This is a genomic window from Streptomyces phaeochromogenes (genome assembly GCF_001418655.1).
Classification (GTDB): domain Bacteria; phylum Actinomycetota; class Actinomycetes; order Streptomycetales; family Streptomycetaceae; genus Streptomyces; species Streptomyces phaeochromogenes.
Genome location: NZ_LIQZ01000524.1, coordinates 1 through 13,236, shown reverse-complemented (window position 1 = coordinate 13,236; position 13,236 = coordinate 1). Strand labels below are relative to the sequence as shown.

The following is a 13,236-nucleotide window of genomic DNA, read 5'->3' as shown; positions in this document are numbered from 1 at the left end:
CCCATCCCCACCCGTCGCCCGCGCATGTTCCTCCCACCCCGCGCGGAACCAGTTCAGCTGATGCCGTTGGAGTTCTTCCTCGGTGAGGACGCGGACGGATTCCGGCCCCGCCGCCCGGACCTTCTCGCCGAGCCCGATGAGGAGTTCGCCCACCAGGCGGGAGACACGTTCCGCCTCGCCGTCCGGGCCGCCGCCTCCTGGATTTCCCATGCCGCGCTCCCTCAAGGCCCCGCAGGCCAATGGCCAATAGCCCGAGTACTCCGGACCCCCGGCCCCTTCGCCGTCAGCCGCCGTCAGCCGCCCTCCGGCAGGAACTGCTGGGCCACCTTGGCGAACAGCTCCCGCAGTTCGGGCGGGACGCCCATGCGCAGGGCGGCCTCCTCGACGCTCAGCCACGGGCGGTCCTCGCCGCCCGCGGGACGCGCGCCGTCCGACACCGGCAGATCGTCCTCGGTGAGCCGGCCCGAGCGGATGAGCATCTCCCGCAGCGGCACGCCGAGTACGGCCGCGATACGCCGCATCGTCTCCAGGTCGGGCATGGACTGCCGCTGGAGCAGCCGGCTCACGGCGGCCCGGTGCACCCCGGCGTCGTCGGCGAGCTTCGAACGGCCGCCGCCGCGCGGGCTGTCAATGTCGTAGCCCCGGACGCGCAGCAGTCCCTCGATCCAGCCGGCAAAGTCGTCGAGGCCCGCGGCCCGGAAGTTGTGGTCGGCGCGGGCACCGGCCCGTGAGCTCGTCGAAGCCATGAGTCCGCTCTCCCCTCGTCGCCGAGGCAGCGTACCGATCGCACACGCACCAATATGTGTGCGCGCCCGCGCGTAACTGTGGAGATTCGGCAACTTCCCGCAGCTCAGGAGGGGTTGAGAGCTCGCCGTCACATCGACCTCCACGGAACGTAATCACTTGCGTACGCGCTCGCAACATGCAACCCTGTCCGCTCGTTCGCAACCATCGAACATATGTTCCCATAGATCGAAAGGGGTTGCACGTGCCCGACCAGCCGCCCGGAGCCGCCGCCACCACGACCACAGCCTCAGCCTGGCGTTCTGCTGCCGAACCGGTATCGCGCGGCTGCAATCAGCGCCCGGTCCACCGGCCGAACGAGGTCGCCCGATGAGCGAAGACCACGGTGGAGCCGTCTGGATCGCCTCGCTCGTCCGCCGCTTCCCGGACCTCGTCGACGAGTTGTCCCCCGCGGTCCACGGGGGCCTGCGTGAGCGCCGGGGCAACGGACCCGTCGGTGGTACGACCGCCCCGGTCCGCCTCTATGTCTCCGACGCCGTACGGGACATCACCGACGGAGTCGTCGAACTGGAGGAGGCCGTACGTGAACGGCTCGGTCTGCGGCCGGTGCCCCCGGCCTCCGTACCGGTACGGCTGCGCCGTATCGCCGGACTGCTGGACCGCATCGCCGCCGACCCGCTGCTCGCCCCGCACGTCGAGGACGAGACCCGGCGGATGGCCGCACGCTGCGCCCGCGCGCTCGGCGACCCGGAGCAGCTCGTACGGCTGCCCGGCCGCTGCCCCGCCTGCGACTGCGTCTCACTGCGGGCGTTACCCGAGCGGGCCGAGATCAGATGCGTCAATCCCGTGTGCGGGCGGTTACTGGAGGCCGAGCACTCATGACCGGAACCACGAACACCGGCAAGGCTGTCAACGTCCCTCTGATCACCACCGAGTTGGCCGCCGACGAGGCGGGCGTCACGACCGCGACCATCCGCAAGTGGGTGCAGCGCGGCCATCTGCGGCCCGCGGGCACGCAGGGCCGGCGGCGCCTCTTCCGCCTGGAGGACGTCTTCGCCGCCGAGCGGACGACGCACCTCGCCCGGCACCACCACCACTGATCCCACTGATCCCACTGAACCCGTTGGTCCCGCTGCTTCCGCCGTACGCGCGAGGGGTCCCGCCGCACCACGCGGCGGGACCCCTCATGCGTACGGGCCGAATAGCCGCCCGGCATAAGCCAGTTGCATGTTTCCCCGCCCGGTGTCACAGTGGATGCAGCGGCAGAGCTGCGCCCGGAGGACGGGCGGCGGACCTGCCGCTTCGTGTTGCCCGGAAACTCCCGGGCCAGGCCGCCCGGAGGCCCGGAGATCCCCGGAAACCCGTCTCCCGAAGGGAGCGTCCATGTGGCCATCCTGACCTTCCCCGACGCCGAGCAACTGGTCGTCGACTTCCTCAAGAACCGGGCCGAGCTGACCGGCGTCACCGTCGACAGCCGCCCGCCCGCCGGGTTCGACGGCACCCAGAAGGTGGTCCTCGTCTCCCACATGGGCGGCGCCTGGGTCGACGACCAGCATCTCGACCAGCCGCTGCTCGACCTGGAGGCGTACGGCCCGGACAAGCCCACGGCGCACACCGTGGCGCTGTCCGCCCGTGCCTGCGTCCTGGAACTGGCCGACACGGTGTACGGCTCCGCGGTCGTCGTCGATGTCTCCGAGGCCGACGGACCGCGCTGGCTCCCCGACTACACGCGGTCGGCGGCGAACCGCTACCGCTCCACGATCCGGCTGCTGCTGCGGCTCGGCTGAGCCCGGCCGCCCACCGTACGACCGATCTCCGTACGACCGCTCAAGTCCCTTACTCGAAAGAGGCGTTCGCATGGCAACGAACAACGGCAAGGAAATCCGTGTCGCCGGTACCGGCCGGGTCCTGGTGGCCCCCGCCGGCACCACCGCGCCGGCCAAGTCCGACGACGTCTGGCCGACCGGCTGGGTCGAGCTGGGATACACCTCCGTCGACGGCATCAAGCTCAACAAGAAGGACAAGATCGACCCGGTCGACACCTGGCAGTCGGCGAGCCCGGGCCGGTTCATCTACTCCGACCGCGACCTGACCGTGAAGTTCCAGCTGCTCCAGATGAACAAGAGCACGCTCTCCTTCTTCATGGGCATCCCGGCCACCGACATCACCCAGACCTCGGTGGGCGGAACCGCGGTGGTGGACACGTACGAGTTCCTGATCCCGAGTACGCCCGCGAAGGACGAGCGGGCCCTCGGCATCGAGTTCACGGACGGCACGGACGCCGTGTACCGCTTCATCCTGCCGCGCGGGCAGGTCACCGAGACCGAGGAGATGGGCTTCACGCGGACCGGTTCCGTGAAGCTCGGGGTCACCTTCACCGCGCTGGAGGCGGAGACCGCCAAGCGCGAACTGGCCAAGTGGATCATGAAGGACAAGGCGTACGCGGCTCTGTGACGGACCGCCCGTCCACCCTCTGATCCACCTTCTGTGACAGCCCTGTTCGGGCTCGTCACCCGGGGCGGCGGGCTCCCCCACCCGCCGCCCCGGCCCTCCGCATACGTCCGTTCGCACATGTACCTCTGTCCGCAAGGGAGTTCACCATGGCCGGATTCAACGTCAACGCGGCCCGCGCGCAGCGCCTGGAGGCGCTCGGCCGGGCCTGGACCTTCGAGCTCGACGACGACAGCTTCGAGCTGCCGACCGAGTTGACCCGCACCACGGCCCGCACGCTCCGCGACCTCGACGACAACGACGTGGACGGGCTGCTCCGACTCCTGCTGGGCGAGAAGCAGTTCGCCCGCTTCGAGCGGCACGACGTCACCATGCAGGACATCGCCGCTGTCCTGGAGGCCTACGGCAAGGAGACGGGGCTGGGCCTGGGGGAAGACTGAGCCTCGGCGAGCTGGTCGAAGAGCACGCCGAGGCCCTGGAGGCGGACCTGCTCCGCCACTACGGCGTCGACCTGCTGGACTGGCACCGGGGGCTGCTGTCGTCGCGGCGGCTTTCGGTACTGGTCCAGCACCTTCCGCGGGACAGCGCGACGGCCCGCGAACTGCACGGCGAGTCGGCGGACTGGTCGGTCACCGACTACCTGCTCGCCTCCGTCGTCGACCAACTCGCCGAGGCGAACTGGATGTTCGCGACGGTCAACCGGGACGAGGACAGCGAGCCGCTGGAGTTCCCCGAGGCCGTACCCCGGCCGGGCGACGAGCCTGACGTCAAGCCGGACGCCGGGTCGGCGCAACGGACTGCGACGCCGACGGCGGAAGAACTCATGAATTTCTTCCTCTGACGGCCGGCCCTGCGGACAACCGGTCAAAGGTGCGCGACAGCGGTGGCCACCAGAGAAACCGCGGCAACCGAGCCGATCACCCACGGCACCCTGCCGCTGCCGACTTCCGCTGTCATCATGGCTCCTCGCGGATCCCTCGGGTCGTACATCACATCAAGCTTTTCGCCCACGGCAGCGGGTGGGAACCGGTAGCTCTGCGTCTCGCAGGTATACACCGCTCCCTCGACGACAAAACGGAGCTGGAGACTGGTATTCCCCTCCGAGTTACGCCTGTGGTTGATGCAATCGGCCTGGACGACAACACCTCTGCGTCTGAGATTCCCGTCGCGCCAAACAAAGAGAGCGGAACCCAGTAACAAGGGAATACCCAAAATCATTACGCCGGGCGCATAGTCACGCAGAACCTCGAACATACCCAACTCCCATCCTCAGGCGACGCGCAACGCTTCCAAACCCTAGCGACCCCCCTTGGGGCTGCCTAGGGAGTCGCAGGCGCAGCACGCCTCCACCTTCGACACCACTCGGGAGAAAAGGTGAACCAGAGAACAAATGATGAAATTTATCAAAAGGTATCCGAGGTGAAGACGCTCCTCACAGCCAAACAGACCACCTGCCTGTCCAAAGCTCACTTCGATGCAGCCATCGAAAAGCTCTCAGGTCCGACACCTGCGACCTCTTCCAAGAATGCTCCCGGCGTAGCGGAGCAACTCGCCCCGCTGACCGGAGCTTCCGAAATCATCACCAACATCATCAAGAAGGAATGGATTCCCCTGAGCGTAGCGGCTATCGGCGTCCTGGGGATCAAATTTCTCAATTGGGAGGTGCTCGGAAAAAATCTACTGCGCGGTATTCGGTTGCAGTTGCAGCCGGAGAAATTTGTTGGAGTCGGACGGATCCAACAACCTCAAGCCGCCCCGCAGGCACCTATCACCAGTATCGATGTGGACCGGCTGAAAGGTATGCGCAGCGCCTCCATCTCTCTGTCCCGGGCGCTGAGTGACCTCACAAAAGAGGCGGGTAGTGCCGCGCGGCAGATCGCCTGACTCGGGAGGGGTTTCTCATGTCACTCGCACGTAGTTCCACCACCGCTGCGGCAACGCTTTCCCGCTTCCGTGGCGCAGCCGTTCAGGCCTCGAACTCCGTCCAGCAGTTGCGTACCGCGACCGCCGGTGCCAATCCCTCGCTGGACAGGATCCGGGGCGGTTCCGACAAGCTCAACACGTCGCTGGGCCGGCTGCGGACGGCCGCCTCGCAGACGGGCAGCGGCCTCTCGAAGGCCGGCTCCGGGGCCAAGGGCGCCGATGGCTCCCTCGCCAAGTCCAGGTCCACCACCGACAAGTTCAAGACCTCCCTCGACAAGCTCAAGTCCTCCGCCGACAAGGCCAAGAACGCCCTCAAGGACGTAAAGCAGCAGTCCGATGCCGTGGAGAAGTCCGTCGGGAAGGCCGGCAAGAACGCCGACAAGGGCGGGAAGTCCATGGGGAGTCTCGGGAAGGGGCTCAAGGGGGCGTCCACCGCGCAGAAGGGGCTCAACCTCGCCATGGCGTCCAACCCGTTCGGGCTGGTGATGACCCTGGTCGCCCCGCTCATCGCCCAGTTCGTGAACATGGACAAGGTCGCCGCCCTGGTCCGCAAGGGGCTCACGGCCGCGTGGAGTCACATCAAGAGCTCCTCGCAGTCGGCCGCGAGGATCCTCGGGCCGCTCTTCAAGGGCGTCGTGAACGGGTTCCTGACGCCCACCCGGATGCTCGTCCGCGGGCTCAACGTCCTGATCAGCGCCCTGAACCGCGTCAAGTTCAAGGTCCCGGACTGGGTGCCCGCCATCGGCGGCCGGGGCTTCGCGTTCAACCTGTCGCCCATCCCGGTGCCGCAGCTCGCGAAGGGCGGCGTCGTGCGGGCCCGTACCGGCGGCACGCTCGCGCTCGTCGGCGAGGGCGGTGAGCACGAGGCGGTCATCCCGCTGTCCAAGCTGGAGCGGATGCTCGGCTCCGGCGGTGGCATGCGCCGGCTCGCGGCGGCCGTCGAGGCGCTCGCCGAGCGGCCCGTCCAGATCGACGTGGACTCCCAGACCATCGCGCGCGCCGTCCAACTGGGGCAGCGCAAGCTCGCCCGGAGGTGAGGCAAGGACATGGCCAGGAACCTGTGGATCGGCAAGCCCGGTCTGCTGCGGGAGATCGACCAGGCCGCCAAGAGCTGGGACCGCAGCGCCGAGTTGAACGTCACCGAGTTCAAGTCCCTCGAAGGACGCGTCACCACCATCGCGCCGCCGCGCACGGTCCGTCGGCTCAAGTTCTCCTGGGACTGGCTCGAACCCGGTGACGCCCAGCACCTGACCCGGCTCGCCCGCCGGGTCAACGGCCCCGGTCTGCAAGGCAGTCCGGCGCCCTCGTACGGACCGCTCGCGGTCATCGACCCGGCCTCGGTCAACCTGCTCGGGCCGTACCAGGCCGCGGCCCAGAGCTCCGAACCCGGCGGCACCGACCACTGGTTCACCGTCTCCGGCTCCCTGGGCGTGCTCCCGTACACCGGTGACACCGTCATCGGCGACTTCGGGGAGAACACCCGGGTCGGCTGGAAGCACGGTCTGTGGGCCGGCTGGCCGGTGGCCCCCGGTATGCGGGTGTCCTGGCAGGTGCCGCCCGACTGGAACCCGGCACTCGCCACGGCCCAGCTGGACTGGAAGCGCGCCGACGGAACGTATCTGAGCACCACGGCCGCGACCGGCGCCGCCGTCACCGGCACCGCTCCCGCCGAGGCCGTCTTCGTCACACCGGTCGGCGGCCCCGGCGAGGCCGTGCTCGCCGGACTGGCCGGCGCCTGTCTGACGATCGACGCGGTCCCGGTCGCGTACGCGCTCGGCGACGGCTGCCCGGCGATGACCGTGACCGCGTACAGCGACGTCCCGGCGGCCCGGCTGCCGTACCGGAACATCAGCATCGACCTGGTGGAGGTGTAACAGGTGCAGGACTCAGACGAGTTGCTCGGCGCAGCCCTCGCCGCCCCGGACCGGACCCCGGCCCACGCCACCCGGCTCGGCGGCCGGGAGCTGGGCGCGCAGATCCAGTCCTGGAAGGTGGAGCGGGCCTACAGCACCGATCTGCCCGAAGCCCTGCGCGCCTTCTCCGGAAGCGCGTCGGCCCAGCTCGAACTGCTCCTCGGCGGCACCGGCGTGCCCGCGCCGCTGCTGTACTCGGCCTGGGCGGGCCGCGGCACCGGCGACGCCGTACGCCCCGGTCAGTCCGTCGTCCACCGGGCGGGCGCGAACGGCCGTACGGTGCCTGCCTTCCGGGGCACAGTGCGGTCCCGCGCGGCAGCGTCGGGCAGCGACACCGTCACCGTGCAGGCGCTGGACGGCGCGGAGCGGCTGCGCGGACCCGCGCAGCTCCCGCGGCCGTATCACGGTCTGCGTTACGGGCGTCCCGTGGCGAGCGCGACCTGGTGCGTGGACGAACTCCTGCGCCAGGGCGGCATCCACAGCTGTCCGCCGCCCCGGGGACCCGCCGTGGCCGAGGACCCCGCCAAGCCGTTCACCGTGCTCTACGCCTCGCTGCACGGCGGCTTCAACGCCTCGTACGGGCAGCCGGAGACGCTGCCGGACCCGGCGTCGTACTCCTGGATCCGGGACGGAGCCCCGTTCGACACGGCGCTCATGCCGAAGGCGGCCGGGCTCGAAGTGTCCTGGATGCCGCGGTCCCGCTTCGTCGTGGCCGGGAAGGTGTTCCAGGCCGAGCTGCATGTGAACACCGCCCTCTCGGTGGGCAGCGAACTGGAACTCAAGCTGGTCTTCGACCGCAGCGCGGGAGCGTTCGGGAACTACGCGCTGAACGTGTACTTCGCGACCGGCGTCGTGAAGATCACCTCGGGCACGGTCGACGGCGGCGGCACGGTCGCGAGCTGGACCATTCCCAAGCTCGCCTCCCTCAAGGGGGTGTGGCATCTCGGGTTCACGGTGGACACCCGGGCGGGAACCACCGGCGCGAGCACCCCGGCGACCGTGTACCCGCGGCTCACCGCCCCCGACGGGGAGTACGTCGTCCCGCCGACCGCGCCCTACACCTTCACCGAGGCATCCGCCCTCCAGCCTCCCTCCGAGCTGTTCCAGGTCAACCTGAAGACGGACGTGGCCGTCGAGTGCCTCCAGGTCACCGACCGTTCCTGGCCCGACCTGACCTCGTACACCGCCGACGAGTGGGAACAGAAGGGCCGTTGGGCCAGGGGCGCGGTGCTCGACGACGCGACGGTGCCGCTGTTCGACCTGCCCAAGGTCTCCGGCTCCCAGTGGGACGCCATCACCGAGATCGCCCGTGCCACCCTGTCCACCGCCGAGTTCGACGAGCTGGGCGTGTTCCGCTGGCGCGGCCCCGGCCGGTTCCAGTCGGTGCCGGCGCGGCCCGATCTCACGGTGACCACCCGGCGGGACATCGCCGCGCTCACCGTCTCCGAGGAGATCGACGCCTGCCGCAACTACTGCGAACAGCCCTACCAGGACTGGACGGGCATCAGCCACACCTTCAGCGACACGGTCACCGACACCGCCGTACGGGAGATCCGGCCGGGCAGCCCGGTAGAGGTCGCCTACGCCGTCGCCGAGGACGAACTCGACATCGGGCCGCTCCAGATCGAGGACGACGTGGCTCCGATCGGGGGCCACCGGGTCCGCTTCGGCAGCGCGGCGACGGGCGGCACCTCGGTCAAGGGCCGGGTGACGGTCGGCTCGCGGCGCGACGGCCCGAACTACATCGTCCGCTTCACCAACCACGGTACGGCGAGCGTCTGGACGGTCACCAAGGACGGCAAGCCGTCCGTGCAGATCGTGCCGCAGAAGCGGACCGGCGATCCCCGGCAGCGCTCGTACGCCTGGTACAACACCAACAGCCAGCTCCACTACGGCAAGCAGGTCTACCAGGCACCCGCGACCGAGTGGGTGCAGCAGCGGCAGGCCGCCTCGGACCTGTCGTTCGCCATGCTCGACGCCGGCCGCTATCCGGTGCCGGTGCTCGGCGAGGTGGAGGTGCTGCACGACCCCCGCATCCAACTCGGCGACGTCGTACGGGTGGTGGACACCAGCGGCGCCACGCTCGACACGCTCGCCTGGGTCGTCGGAATCCGCACCACCTGTGCGTCCGGCGCCGCGCCGCAGCAGACCCTGACCCTGCGCGGCACCTCCTACAACGGTGTCCCGGCCGACGCCGGGCTCACCCCGGACCCGCCGGTCGATCCGGGGTACGGCACGCAGCGCACGTACTCCCTGATCGAGGCGCGGAACGCGACGCTCGACGCCCTGACCACGAGCGGGGTCTCCTACCGCGAGCTGCTCAACGCACCGGGAGGTGCGGCATGAGCGAACCGCCCGTGCAGGAACCGCTGTTGGAACAGCTGCAGGAACCACTGCAGGAATCGCTGTTGGACCCCGTCGAGGAGGACGGCAACGTGGCCCATCCCGTCCCGATCGACAGCCCGACGACACGCGACGGGGACGGCGGCATGCCCCCGGATTCGCTGCCGCCGGTCCTGGGCGACTGACCTCGCGCCGCGTCTCCCCATCCCCGTAACGCCCAGCTCCCCAACTCCCCAACTCCCCGTCTCCCACAAGTTCCAGGAGGAAGCCGTCATGGCCCTGCTCACTCCGCTCGGCAGTCTCCCGTACCCGCAGCCGGCCGACGCCGCGAACATCCCCGTGCACATCCAGTCGCTCGCCGAGGCCGTGGACGGCCGGACCGTGCTGCGGTTCGCCGACGGCGCCGCGCGGGACGCCAAGGTGACCGCCCCGGTGGCGGGCATGCTGTGCTGGCTCAGCACGCCGAAGCAATTCTGGTACTACACCGGCAGCGTCTGGTCCCAACTGGCGCCCGCCCCGGTCCACAAGGCCAACCCGACGGTCGGCACCACCACCGCGACATCGTTCGTGGAGACACTGACGCCTTCCACCGGCGACCCGACGGCCGCCGCCTTCACGGCTCCGGCCTCCGGCTCCGTACTGGTGTCGGTGGGCGCGCGCATCAACAGCAGCACCACCGGTACGTGCTTCATGTCGGCGAACGTCAAGGCCGGTTCGGGTTCGACGGTCGTACTGGCCGCCGACGAGCGCCGTTCGGCCATCTCCACCGGCACGGGCCAGGTCTCGGCAAGTACCCAGTACCTGGTCAGCGGCCTCACCCCGAACAGCGCGTACACGGCTATCGCCGCCTACAAGTGCACCGCGGGAACGGCCACGTTCGCCTTCCGGTTCCTGACCGTCACCCCCGTGAACTGAGGACGTCATGGCCACACCCCTGACGGCCGACGCCCTCGCCCGCGCGCTGCGCGGCGAGGGCGTCGCCCTTTCCGAGCACTCCGACTGGCGTACGCACAACCGCAATCACAAGGGTCCCTGGGGTCCGGTGCACGGCGTGATGCTGCACCACACCGCCGGCACCGACAGTCTCCGCCTGTGCCGCGACGGCACCGGGGCGCTGCCGGGCCCGCTGTGCGTCGGGCTGATCACCAAGGACGGCACACTGCACCTGCTCGGGTACGGCCGTACCAACCACGCCGGTTCGGGTTCGAGCGCGGTCCTGGACGCCGTACGCGCCGAGAGGTCCGCGCTCCCCGCCCCCGGGCCGGACGCCGTGGACGGCAACGCCCGCTTCTACGGCTTCGAGATCGAGAACCTGGGCAACGGCCGCGATCCGTATCCGGCGGCCCAACTCGCCGCCGTGGAACGGCTGTCGGCGGCCGTGTGCCGTGCCCACGGCTGGTCGGCGGCAAGCGTGATCGCCCACAAGGAGTGGACGCGGCGGAAGATCGACCCGTCGTTCCCGATGGCGGTGATGCGCGCGCGGATCGACGCGCTGCTGGGCGACAAGCCCACTCCGCGCCCCACCCCCGTGGCGCACGCGCCCTTCCCGGGCGCCGCGTTCTTCGCGCCGGGCCGACGCAGTGAACTGGTCACCGCCGTCGGCAGACGGCTGGTGGCCGAGGACTGCGGCCGGTACGCGAACGGCCCCGGCCCCGTCTGGACCCGCGCCGACGTCCTCTCGTACGCGGCCTGGCAGCGCAAGCTCGGCTACGTGGGCGCGGCGGCGGACGGTATCCCGGGCCGCACCAGCTGGGACAGACTGCGCGTGCCGCGGGACTGACGGGCGACGGTCGCCAGAAAGCACTGGGAACCACCAGGAACCACCGAAGAGAACGAGGAGCACGAGGAGCAGCACGATGACCGAAACCGACGCCGATACCGATACCGATGCGGACGATCGCCGGGAGGTGTGCGATGACGGCGACTGAGACGGAGGAGGTGGTACTGGAGCTGGAGCGGCTGCGTCGCTCGGTCGACGTCGGTTTCGCGACCACCCGGGGCGACCTGGCGCTACTCCTCCAACGCGCCGACCAGACCGACAAGACCCTGGACGAACACGAGACCCGTATCGAGGCCCTGGAACGCACCCGCTGGCCCCTGCCGTCCCTGGCGGCGGCCACGTCGTGCCTGGCCCTGGCGCTGACGGTCTGGCAGACGCTGGGCCGATAGGCGCTCTACTCCTTGGCCCGCGCGGGCCCCGTGATCGCCTCCGTGACGACGAAACCCTTGGCGGGGCCTTCGGGGATGGTGACCTCGGTGCCGTAGGGGACCCGGTGGATGTCCTCCCAGTCGGCCCTGTCGGGGCGGGGCCCGGTGAAGAGGGTGACGGCGCCCTCACCGTCGTAGTCATCGATGATCACGTACACGGGAATGCCGGCGCGGGCGTATTCGCGGCGCTTCTTGATCCGGTCGCGATCCTGGTTGCGCTTGCCGGGAGAGACGATCTCGACGATCAGTTCGACAGCAGAGGCCTTGATGCCCAGGTCGTCCTCTGTCGCTGCCGGCTCCTCATCGCTTGGAGCCACGAAGCCATCCGGAATCCACGCCCGGTGCCCATGGATCACGTTTGTGTCATTCCAGGCAGCATGCTCACTGCCTCGCAAGAAGTCCGCCAGCGCGTCCCGCAAACGGTTGACGACACGAGCATGCGAATAACGGCCGGTGGGCGACACCTCGATGGCTCCCTCGATGATCTCAGCGCGGTAGCCCTCGGGGAGTTCCATGGCCTTCCATGCCTGCCACAGGACCTTGTCAAGGCCGGGCCCGTTCTCGGGCAGGCAGTGAGGCTCGGTCCTGATCTCGGTCATGGTCTCGGGCCTCTCGTGTGCAAGAGCGGTCATCGTGGCGTCACCTCCTCAAGTGTGGGCTGGGCGTGCTTGTGGCACAAGCAACGCCATCACGGTAGGCAGCCACATGGGCTCACCTGCGGAAACGTTCGCTGTTCACTCGAACAGATGAAGCAGAGACGACTCACCCCGCCCGCCGCGGTTGGCCACTCCGCGCGCCGATGGCCGGTCCGCCGAGTCCCGGTTCCGGGACCGGTCCCGGGAGCGAGCGCTACGTTCGGCGGGCTCGCTCGCGCCCGACGCCCGCCTCTACGTTCCGGAGCCTTGGATGATCTTCGGCATCCCCGTCCTGTGCATCTTCGCTTGGATGGCCTGGTCGGTCCTTCGGATGAGCCACTTGCCCGCCTGGCGTCAGTGGCTGCCCGCTGTACTGCTTACGGCTGCGGTGTCTTCCTGGTTTCTCCTCGCTGCTTCTGTCGCCTCCGACTCTTGGGGGTGGTTCTACCTGCCCGTCTGCCTCGCACTGGCCTCGTGGGCCGTGAGCTTGCGGGAACGCCGCGCGGCGGGCAGGCAAAAGGGCGTCGAGGCATCCGGTTGACGCTGGTCGGCAAACAGGCAAAGCAGAAACGACTCACCCCGCCGGCCGCAGCTCGAACCAAACCCCCTTCGCGTACCGCCCCGCCCTCTCGACGGCGACGCCCCATGTGTCCGCCACCTCCTCGACCAGGGCAAGCCCTCGCCCCCAGCAGGCGGCGACCCCCGCGGCCGGGCGCGCCACGACCGGTGGATCGGGGCTCTCGTCGAAGACGCTCACATGGAGCCGGGCCGGATTCAGCCGGATCCGCAGCATGGCGGCGCCCTTGGTGTGCAGATGGACGTTCGTGACGAGTTCCGAGGTGCACAGGGCGGCGGGCATGACGAGGGGTTCGCGGTCGTGCGTGAACAGGACGGCGCGTACGAAGTCCCGGCAGACGCGGGGCGCGGTGGCGTCCGCGGGGGCGAACAGGCTGTATTCGTAGGCGATTTGCGCGGGGCGGTGGGCGGCGCGGCGGGCGGGGTCCGTTGGCGTCGACTCC

The 13,236-nt window shown here is 69.5% G+C and carries 19 protein-coding genes; 14 read left to right on the top strand and 5 right to left on the bottom strand.

The genetic code is table 11. The features are described from left to right. Together AOK17_RS44770 and AOK17_RS44765 are read right to left on the bottom strand one after the other, a co-directional pair. A partial coding sequence (locus AOK17_RS44770) for a hypothetical protein (protein ID WP_157881539.1) occupies positions 1-210 on the bottom strand: 210 nt, incomplete at its 3' end. Positions 211-293: 83 nt separating this feature from the next. Continuing rightward, a complete protein-coding gene (locus AOK17_RS44765; RefSeq protein ID WP_055618400.1) occupies positions 294-746 on the bottom strand; it encodes a helix-turn-helix domain-containing protein in 453 nt (150 codons plus the stop codon). 367 nt (positions 747-1,113) lie between these two features. On the opposite strand from AOK17_RS44765, the gene AOK17_RS44760 reads away from it, so the two are divergent. The 6 genes from AOK17_RS44760 to AOK17_RS44735 all read left to right on the top strand — a co-directional run bounded on the left by AOK17_RS44760 (position 1,114) and on the right by AOK17_RS44735 (position 4,036). After that, a complete protein-coding gene (locus AOK17_RS44760; protein WP_055618399.1) occupies positions 1,114-1,626 on the top strand; it encodes a hypothetical protein in 513 nt (170 codons plus the stop codon). Further along, a complete protein-coding gene (locus AOK17_RS44755) occupies positions 1,623-1,844 on the top strand; it encodes a helix-turn-helix domain-containing protein (RefSeq protein WP_055618398.1) in 222 nt (73 codons plus the stop codon). Before AOK17_RS44760 ends, AOK17_RS44755 begins: the two co-directional genes overlap by 4 nt. 285 nt (positions 1,845-2,129) lie before the next feature. Beyond that, a complete protein-coding gene (locus AOK17_RS44750; protein ID WP_055618397.1) occupies positions 2,130-2,531 on the top strand; it encodes a hypothetical protein in 402 nt (133 codons plus the stop codon). A 70-nt stretch (positions 2,532-2,601) separates the two neighbouring features. After that, positions 2,602-3,198: a phage tail tube protein gene (locus AOK17_RS44745; RefSeq protein WP_055618396.1), complete on the top strand. Its 597-nt coding sequence runs from the start codon at positions 2,602-2,604 to the stop codon at positions 3,196-3,198. A gap of 146 nt (positions 3,199-3,344) precedes the next feature. Beyond that, positions 3,345-3,635 carry a hypothetical protein gene (locus AOK17_RS44740; RefSeq protein ID WP_055618395.1) on the top strand — a complete coding sequence of 97 codons (291 nt, stop codon included), beginning with the start codon at positions 3,345-3,347 and terminating at the stop codon, positions 3,633-3,635. A gap of 47 nt (positions 3,636-3,682) precedes the next feature. Beyond that, a complete protein-coding gene (locus AOK17_RS44735) occupies positions 3,683-4,036 on the top strand; it encodes a hypothetical protein (RefSeq protein WP_055618394.1) in 354 nt (117 codons plus the stop codon). A 23-nt stretch (positions 4,037-4,059) separates the two neighbouring features. On the opposite strand, the gene AOK17_RS44730 is transcribed toward AOK17_RS44735, so the two are convergent. Continuing rightward, complete coding sequence (locus tag AOK17_RS44730; protein WP_055618393.1) at positions 4,060-4,449, bottom strand: DUF3592 domain-containing protein; 390 nt, start codon at positions 4,447-4,449, stop codon at positions 4,060-4,062. Positions 4,450-4,569: 120 nt separating this feature from the next. Here AOK17_RS44730 and AOK17_RS51110 point away from each other — a divergent pair, with 120 nt between their 5' ends. The 8 genes from AOK17_RS51110 (at position 4,570) to AOK17_RS44695 (ending at position 11,543) form a co-directional block, all read left to right on the top strand. Beyond that, complete coding sequence (locus AOK17_RS51110; RefSeq protein WP_157881538.1) at positions 4,570-5,079, top strand: hypothetical protein; 510 nt, start codon at positions 4,570-4,572, stop codon at positions 5,077-5,079. 17 nt (positions 5,080-5,096) lie between these two features. After that, on the top strand, positions 5,097-6,155 hold the full coding sequence (locus tag AOK17_RS44725) for a hypothetical protein (RefSeq protein WP_055618392.1): 1,059 nt from the start codon (positions 5,097-5,099) through the stop codon (positions 6,153-6,155). Positions 6,156-6,164: 9 nt separating this feature from the next. Then, positions 6,165-6,992: a hypothetical protein gene (locus AOK17_RS44720; protein ID WP_055618391.1), complete on the top strand. Its 828-nt coding sequence runs from the start codon at positions 6,165-6,167 to the stop codon at positions 6,990-6,992. A gap of 3 nt (positions 6,993-6,995) precedes the next feature. After that, positions 6,996-9,377 (top strand): hypothetical protein, encoded by a 2,382-nt coding sequence (locus tag AOK17_RS44715; protein ID WP_055618390.1) that lies wholly within the window; start codon positions 6,996-6,998, stop codon positions 9,375-9,377. Beyond that, entirely contained in the window at positions 9,374-9,559 is a 186-nt protein-coding gene (locus tag AOK17_RS44710) for a hypothetical protein (protein WP_055618389.1), read from the top strand. Before AOK17_RS44715 ends, AOK17_RS44710 begins: the two co-directional genes overlap by 4 nt. A gap of 88 nt (positions 9,560-9,647) precedes the next feature. Further along, on the top strand, positions 9,648-10,289 hold the full coding sequence (locus AOK17_RS44705; protein ID WP_055618388.1) for a hypothetical protein: 642 nt from the start codon (positions 9,648-9,650) through the stop codon (positions 10,287-10,289). 7 nt (positions 10,290-10,296) lie between these two features. Next, positions 10,297-11,154 (top strand): peptidoglycan-binding protein, encoded by an 858-nt coding sequence (locus AOK17_RS44700; protein WP_055618387.1) that lies wholly within the window; start codon positions 10,297-10,299, stop codon positions 11,152-11,154. A gap of 134 nt (positions 11,155-11,288) precedes the next feature. After that, positions 11,289-11,543, top strand: coding sequence for a hypothetical protein (locus tag AOK17_RS44695; RefSeq protein WP_055618386.1), 255 nt, complete (start codon positions 11,289-11,291; stop codon positions 11,541-11,543). 5 nt (positions 11,544-11,548) lie between these two features. Here the strand turns inward: AOK17_RS44695 and AOK17_RS44690 are convergent, their stop codons facing one another. Together AOK17_RS44690 and AOK17_RS44680 are read right to left on the bottom strand one after the other, a co-directional pair. Further along, positions 11,549-12,181 carry a Uma2 family endonuclease gene (locus AOK17_RS44690; RefSeq protein WP_245697784.1) on the bottom strand — a complete coding sequence of 211 codons (633 nt, stop codon included), beginning with the start codon at positions 12,179-12,181 and terminating at the stop codon, positions 11,549-11,551. A gap of 610 nt (positions 12,182-12,791) precedes the next feature. Then, positions 12,792-13,236 (bottom strand): ATP-binding protein (locus AOK17_RS44680; RefSeq protein ID WP_245697782.1); only part of this gene is annotated, 445 nt, incomplete at its 5' end.

Bases quoted from the DNA above. Each gene is read 5' to 3' on its own strand.
- AOK17_RS44765 (WP_055618400.1), bottom strand. From the start codon at position 746: ATGGCTTCGACGAGCTCACGGGCCGGTGCCCGCGCCGACCACAACTTC.
- AOK17_RS44760 (WP_055618399.1), top strand. From the start codon at position 1,114: ATGAGCGAAGACCACGGTGGAGCCGTCTGGATCGCCTCGCTCGTCCGC.
- AOK17_RS44755 (WP_055618398.1), top strand. From the start codon at position 1,623: ATGACCGGAACCACGAACACCGGCAAGGCTGTCAACGTCCCTCTGATC.
- AOK17_RS44745 (WP_055618396.1), top strand. From the start codon at position 2,602: ATGGCAACGAACAACGGCAAGGAAATCCGTGTCGCCGGTACCGGCCGG.
- AOK17_RS44740 (WP_055618395.1), top strand. From the start codon at position 3,345: ATGGCCGGATTCAACGTCAACGCGGCCCGCGCGCAGCGCCTGGAGGCG.
- AOK17_RS44730 (WP_055618393.1), bottom strand. From the start codon at position 4,449: ATGTTCGAGGTTCTGCGTGACTATGCGCCCGGCGTAATGATTTTGGGT.
- AOK17_RS44725 (WP_055618392.1), top strand. From the start codon at position 5,097: ATGTCACTCGCACGTAGTTCCACCACCGCTGCGGCAACGCTTTCCCGC.
- AOK17_RS44720 (WP_055618391.1), top strand. From the start codon at position 6,165: ATGGCCAGGAACCTGTGGATCGGCAAGCCCGGTCTGCTGCGGGAGATC.
- AOK17_RS44710 (WP_055618389.1), top strand. From the start codon at position 9,374: ATGAGCGAACCGCCCGTGCAGGAACCGCTGTTGGAACAGCTGCAGGAA.
- AOK17_RS44705 (WP_055618388.1), top strand. From the start codon at position 9,648: ATGGCCCTGCTCACTCCGCTCGGCAGTCTCCCGTACCCGCAGCCGGCC.
- AOK17_RS44700 (WP_055618387.1), top strand. From the start codon at position 10,297: ATGGCCACACCCCTGACGGCCGACGCCCTCGCCCGCGCGCTGCGCGGC.
- AOK17_RS44695 (WP_055618386.1), top strand. From the start codon at position 11,289: ATGACGGCGACTGAGACGGAGGAGGTGGTACTGGAGCTGGAGCGGCTG.
- AOK17_RS44690 (WP_245697784.1), bottom strand. From the start codon at position 12,181: ATGACCGAGATCAGGACCGAGCCTCACTGCCTGCCCGAGAACGGGCCC.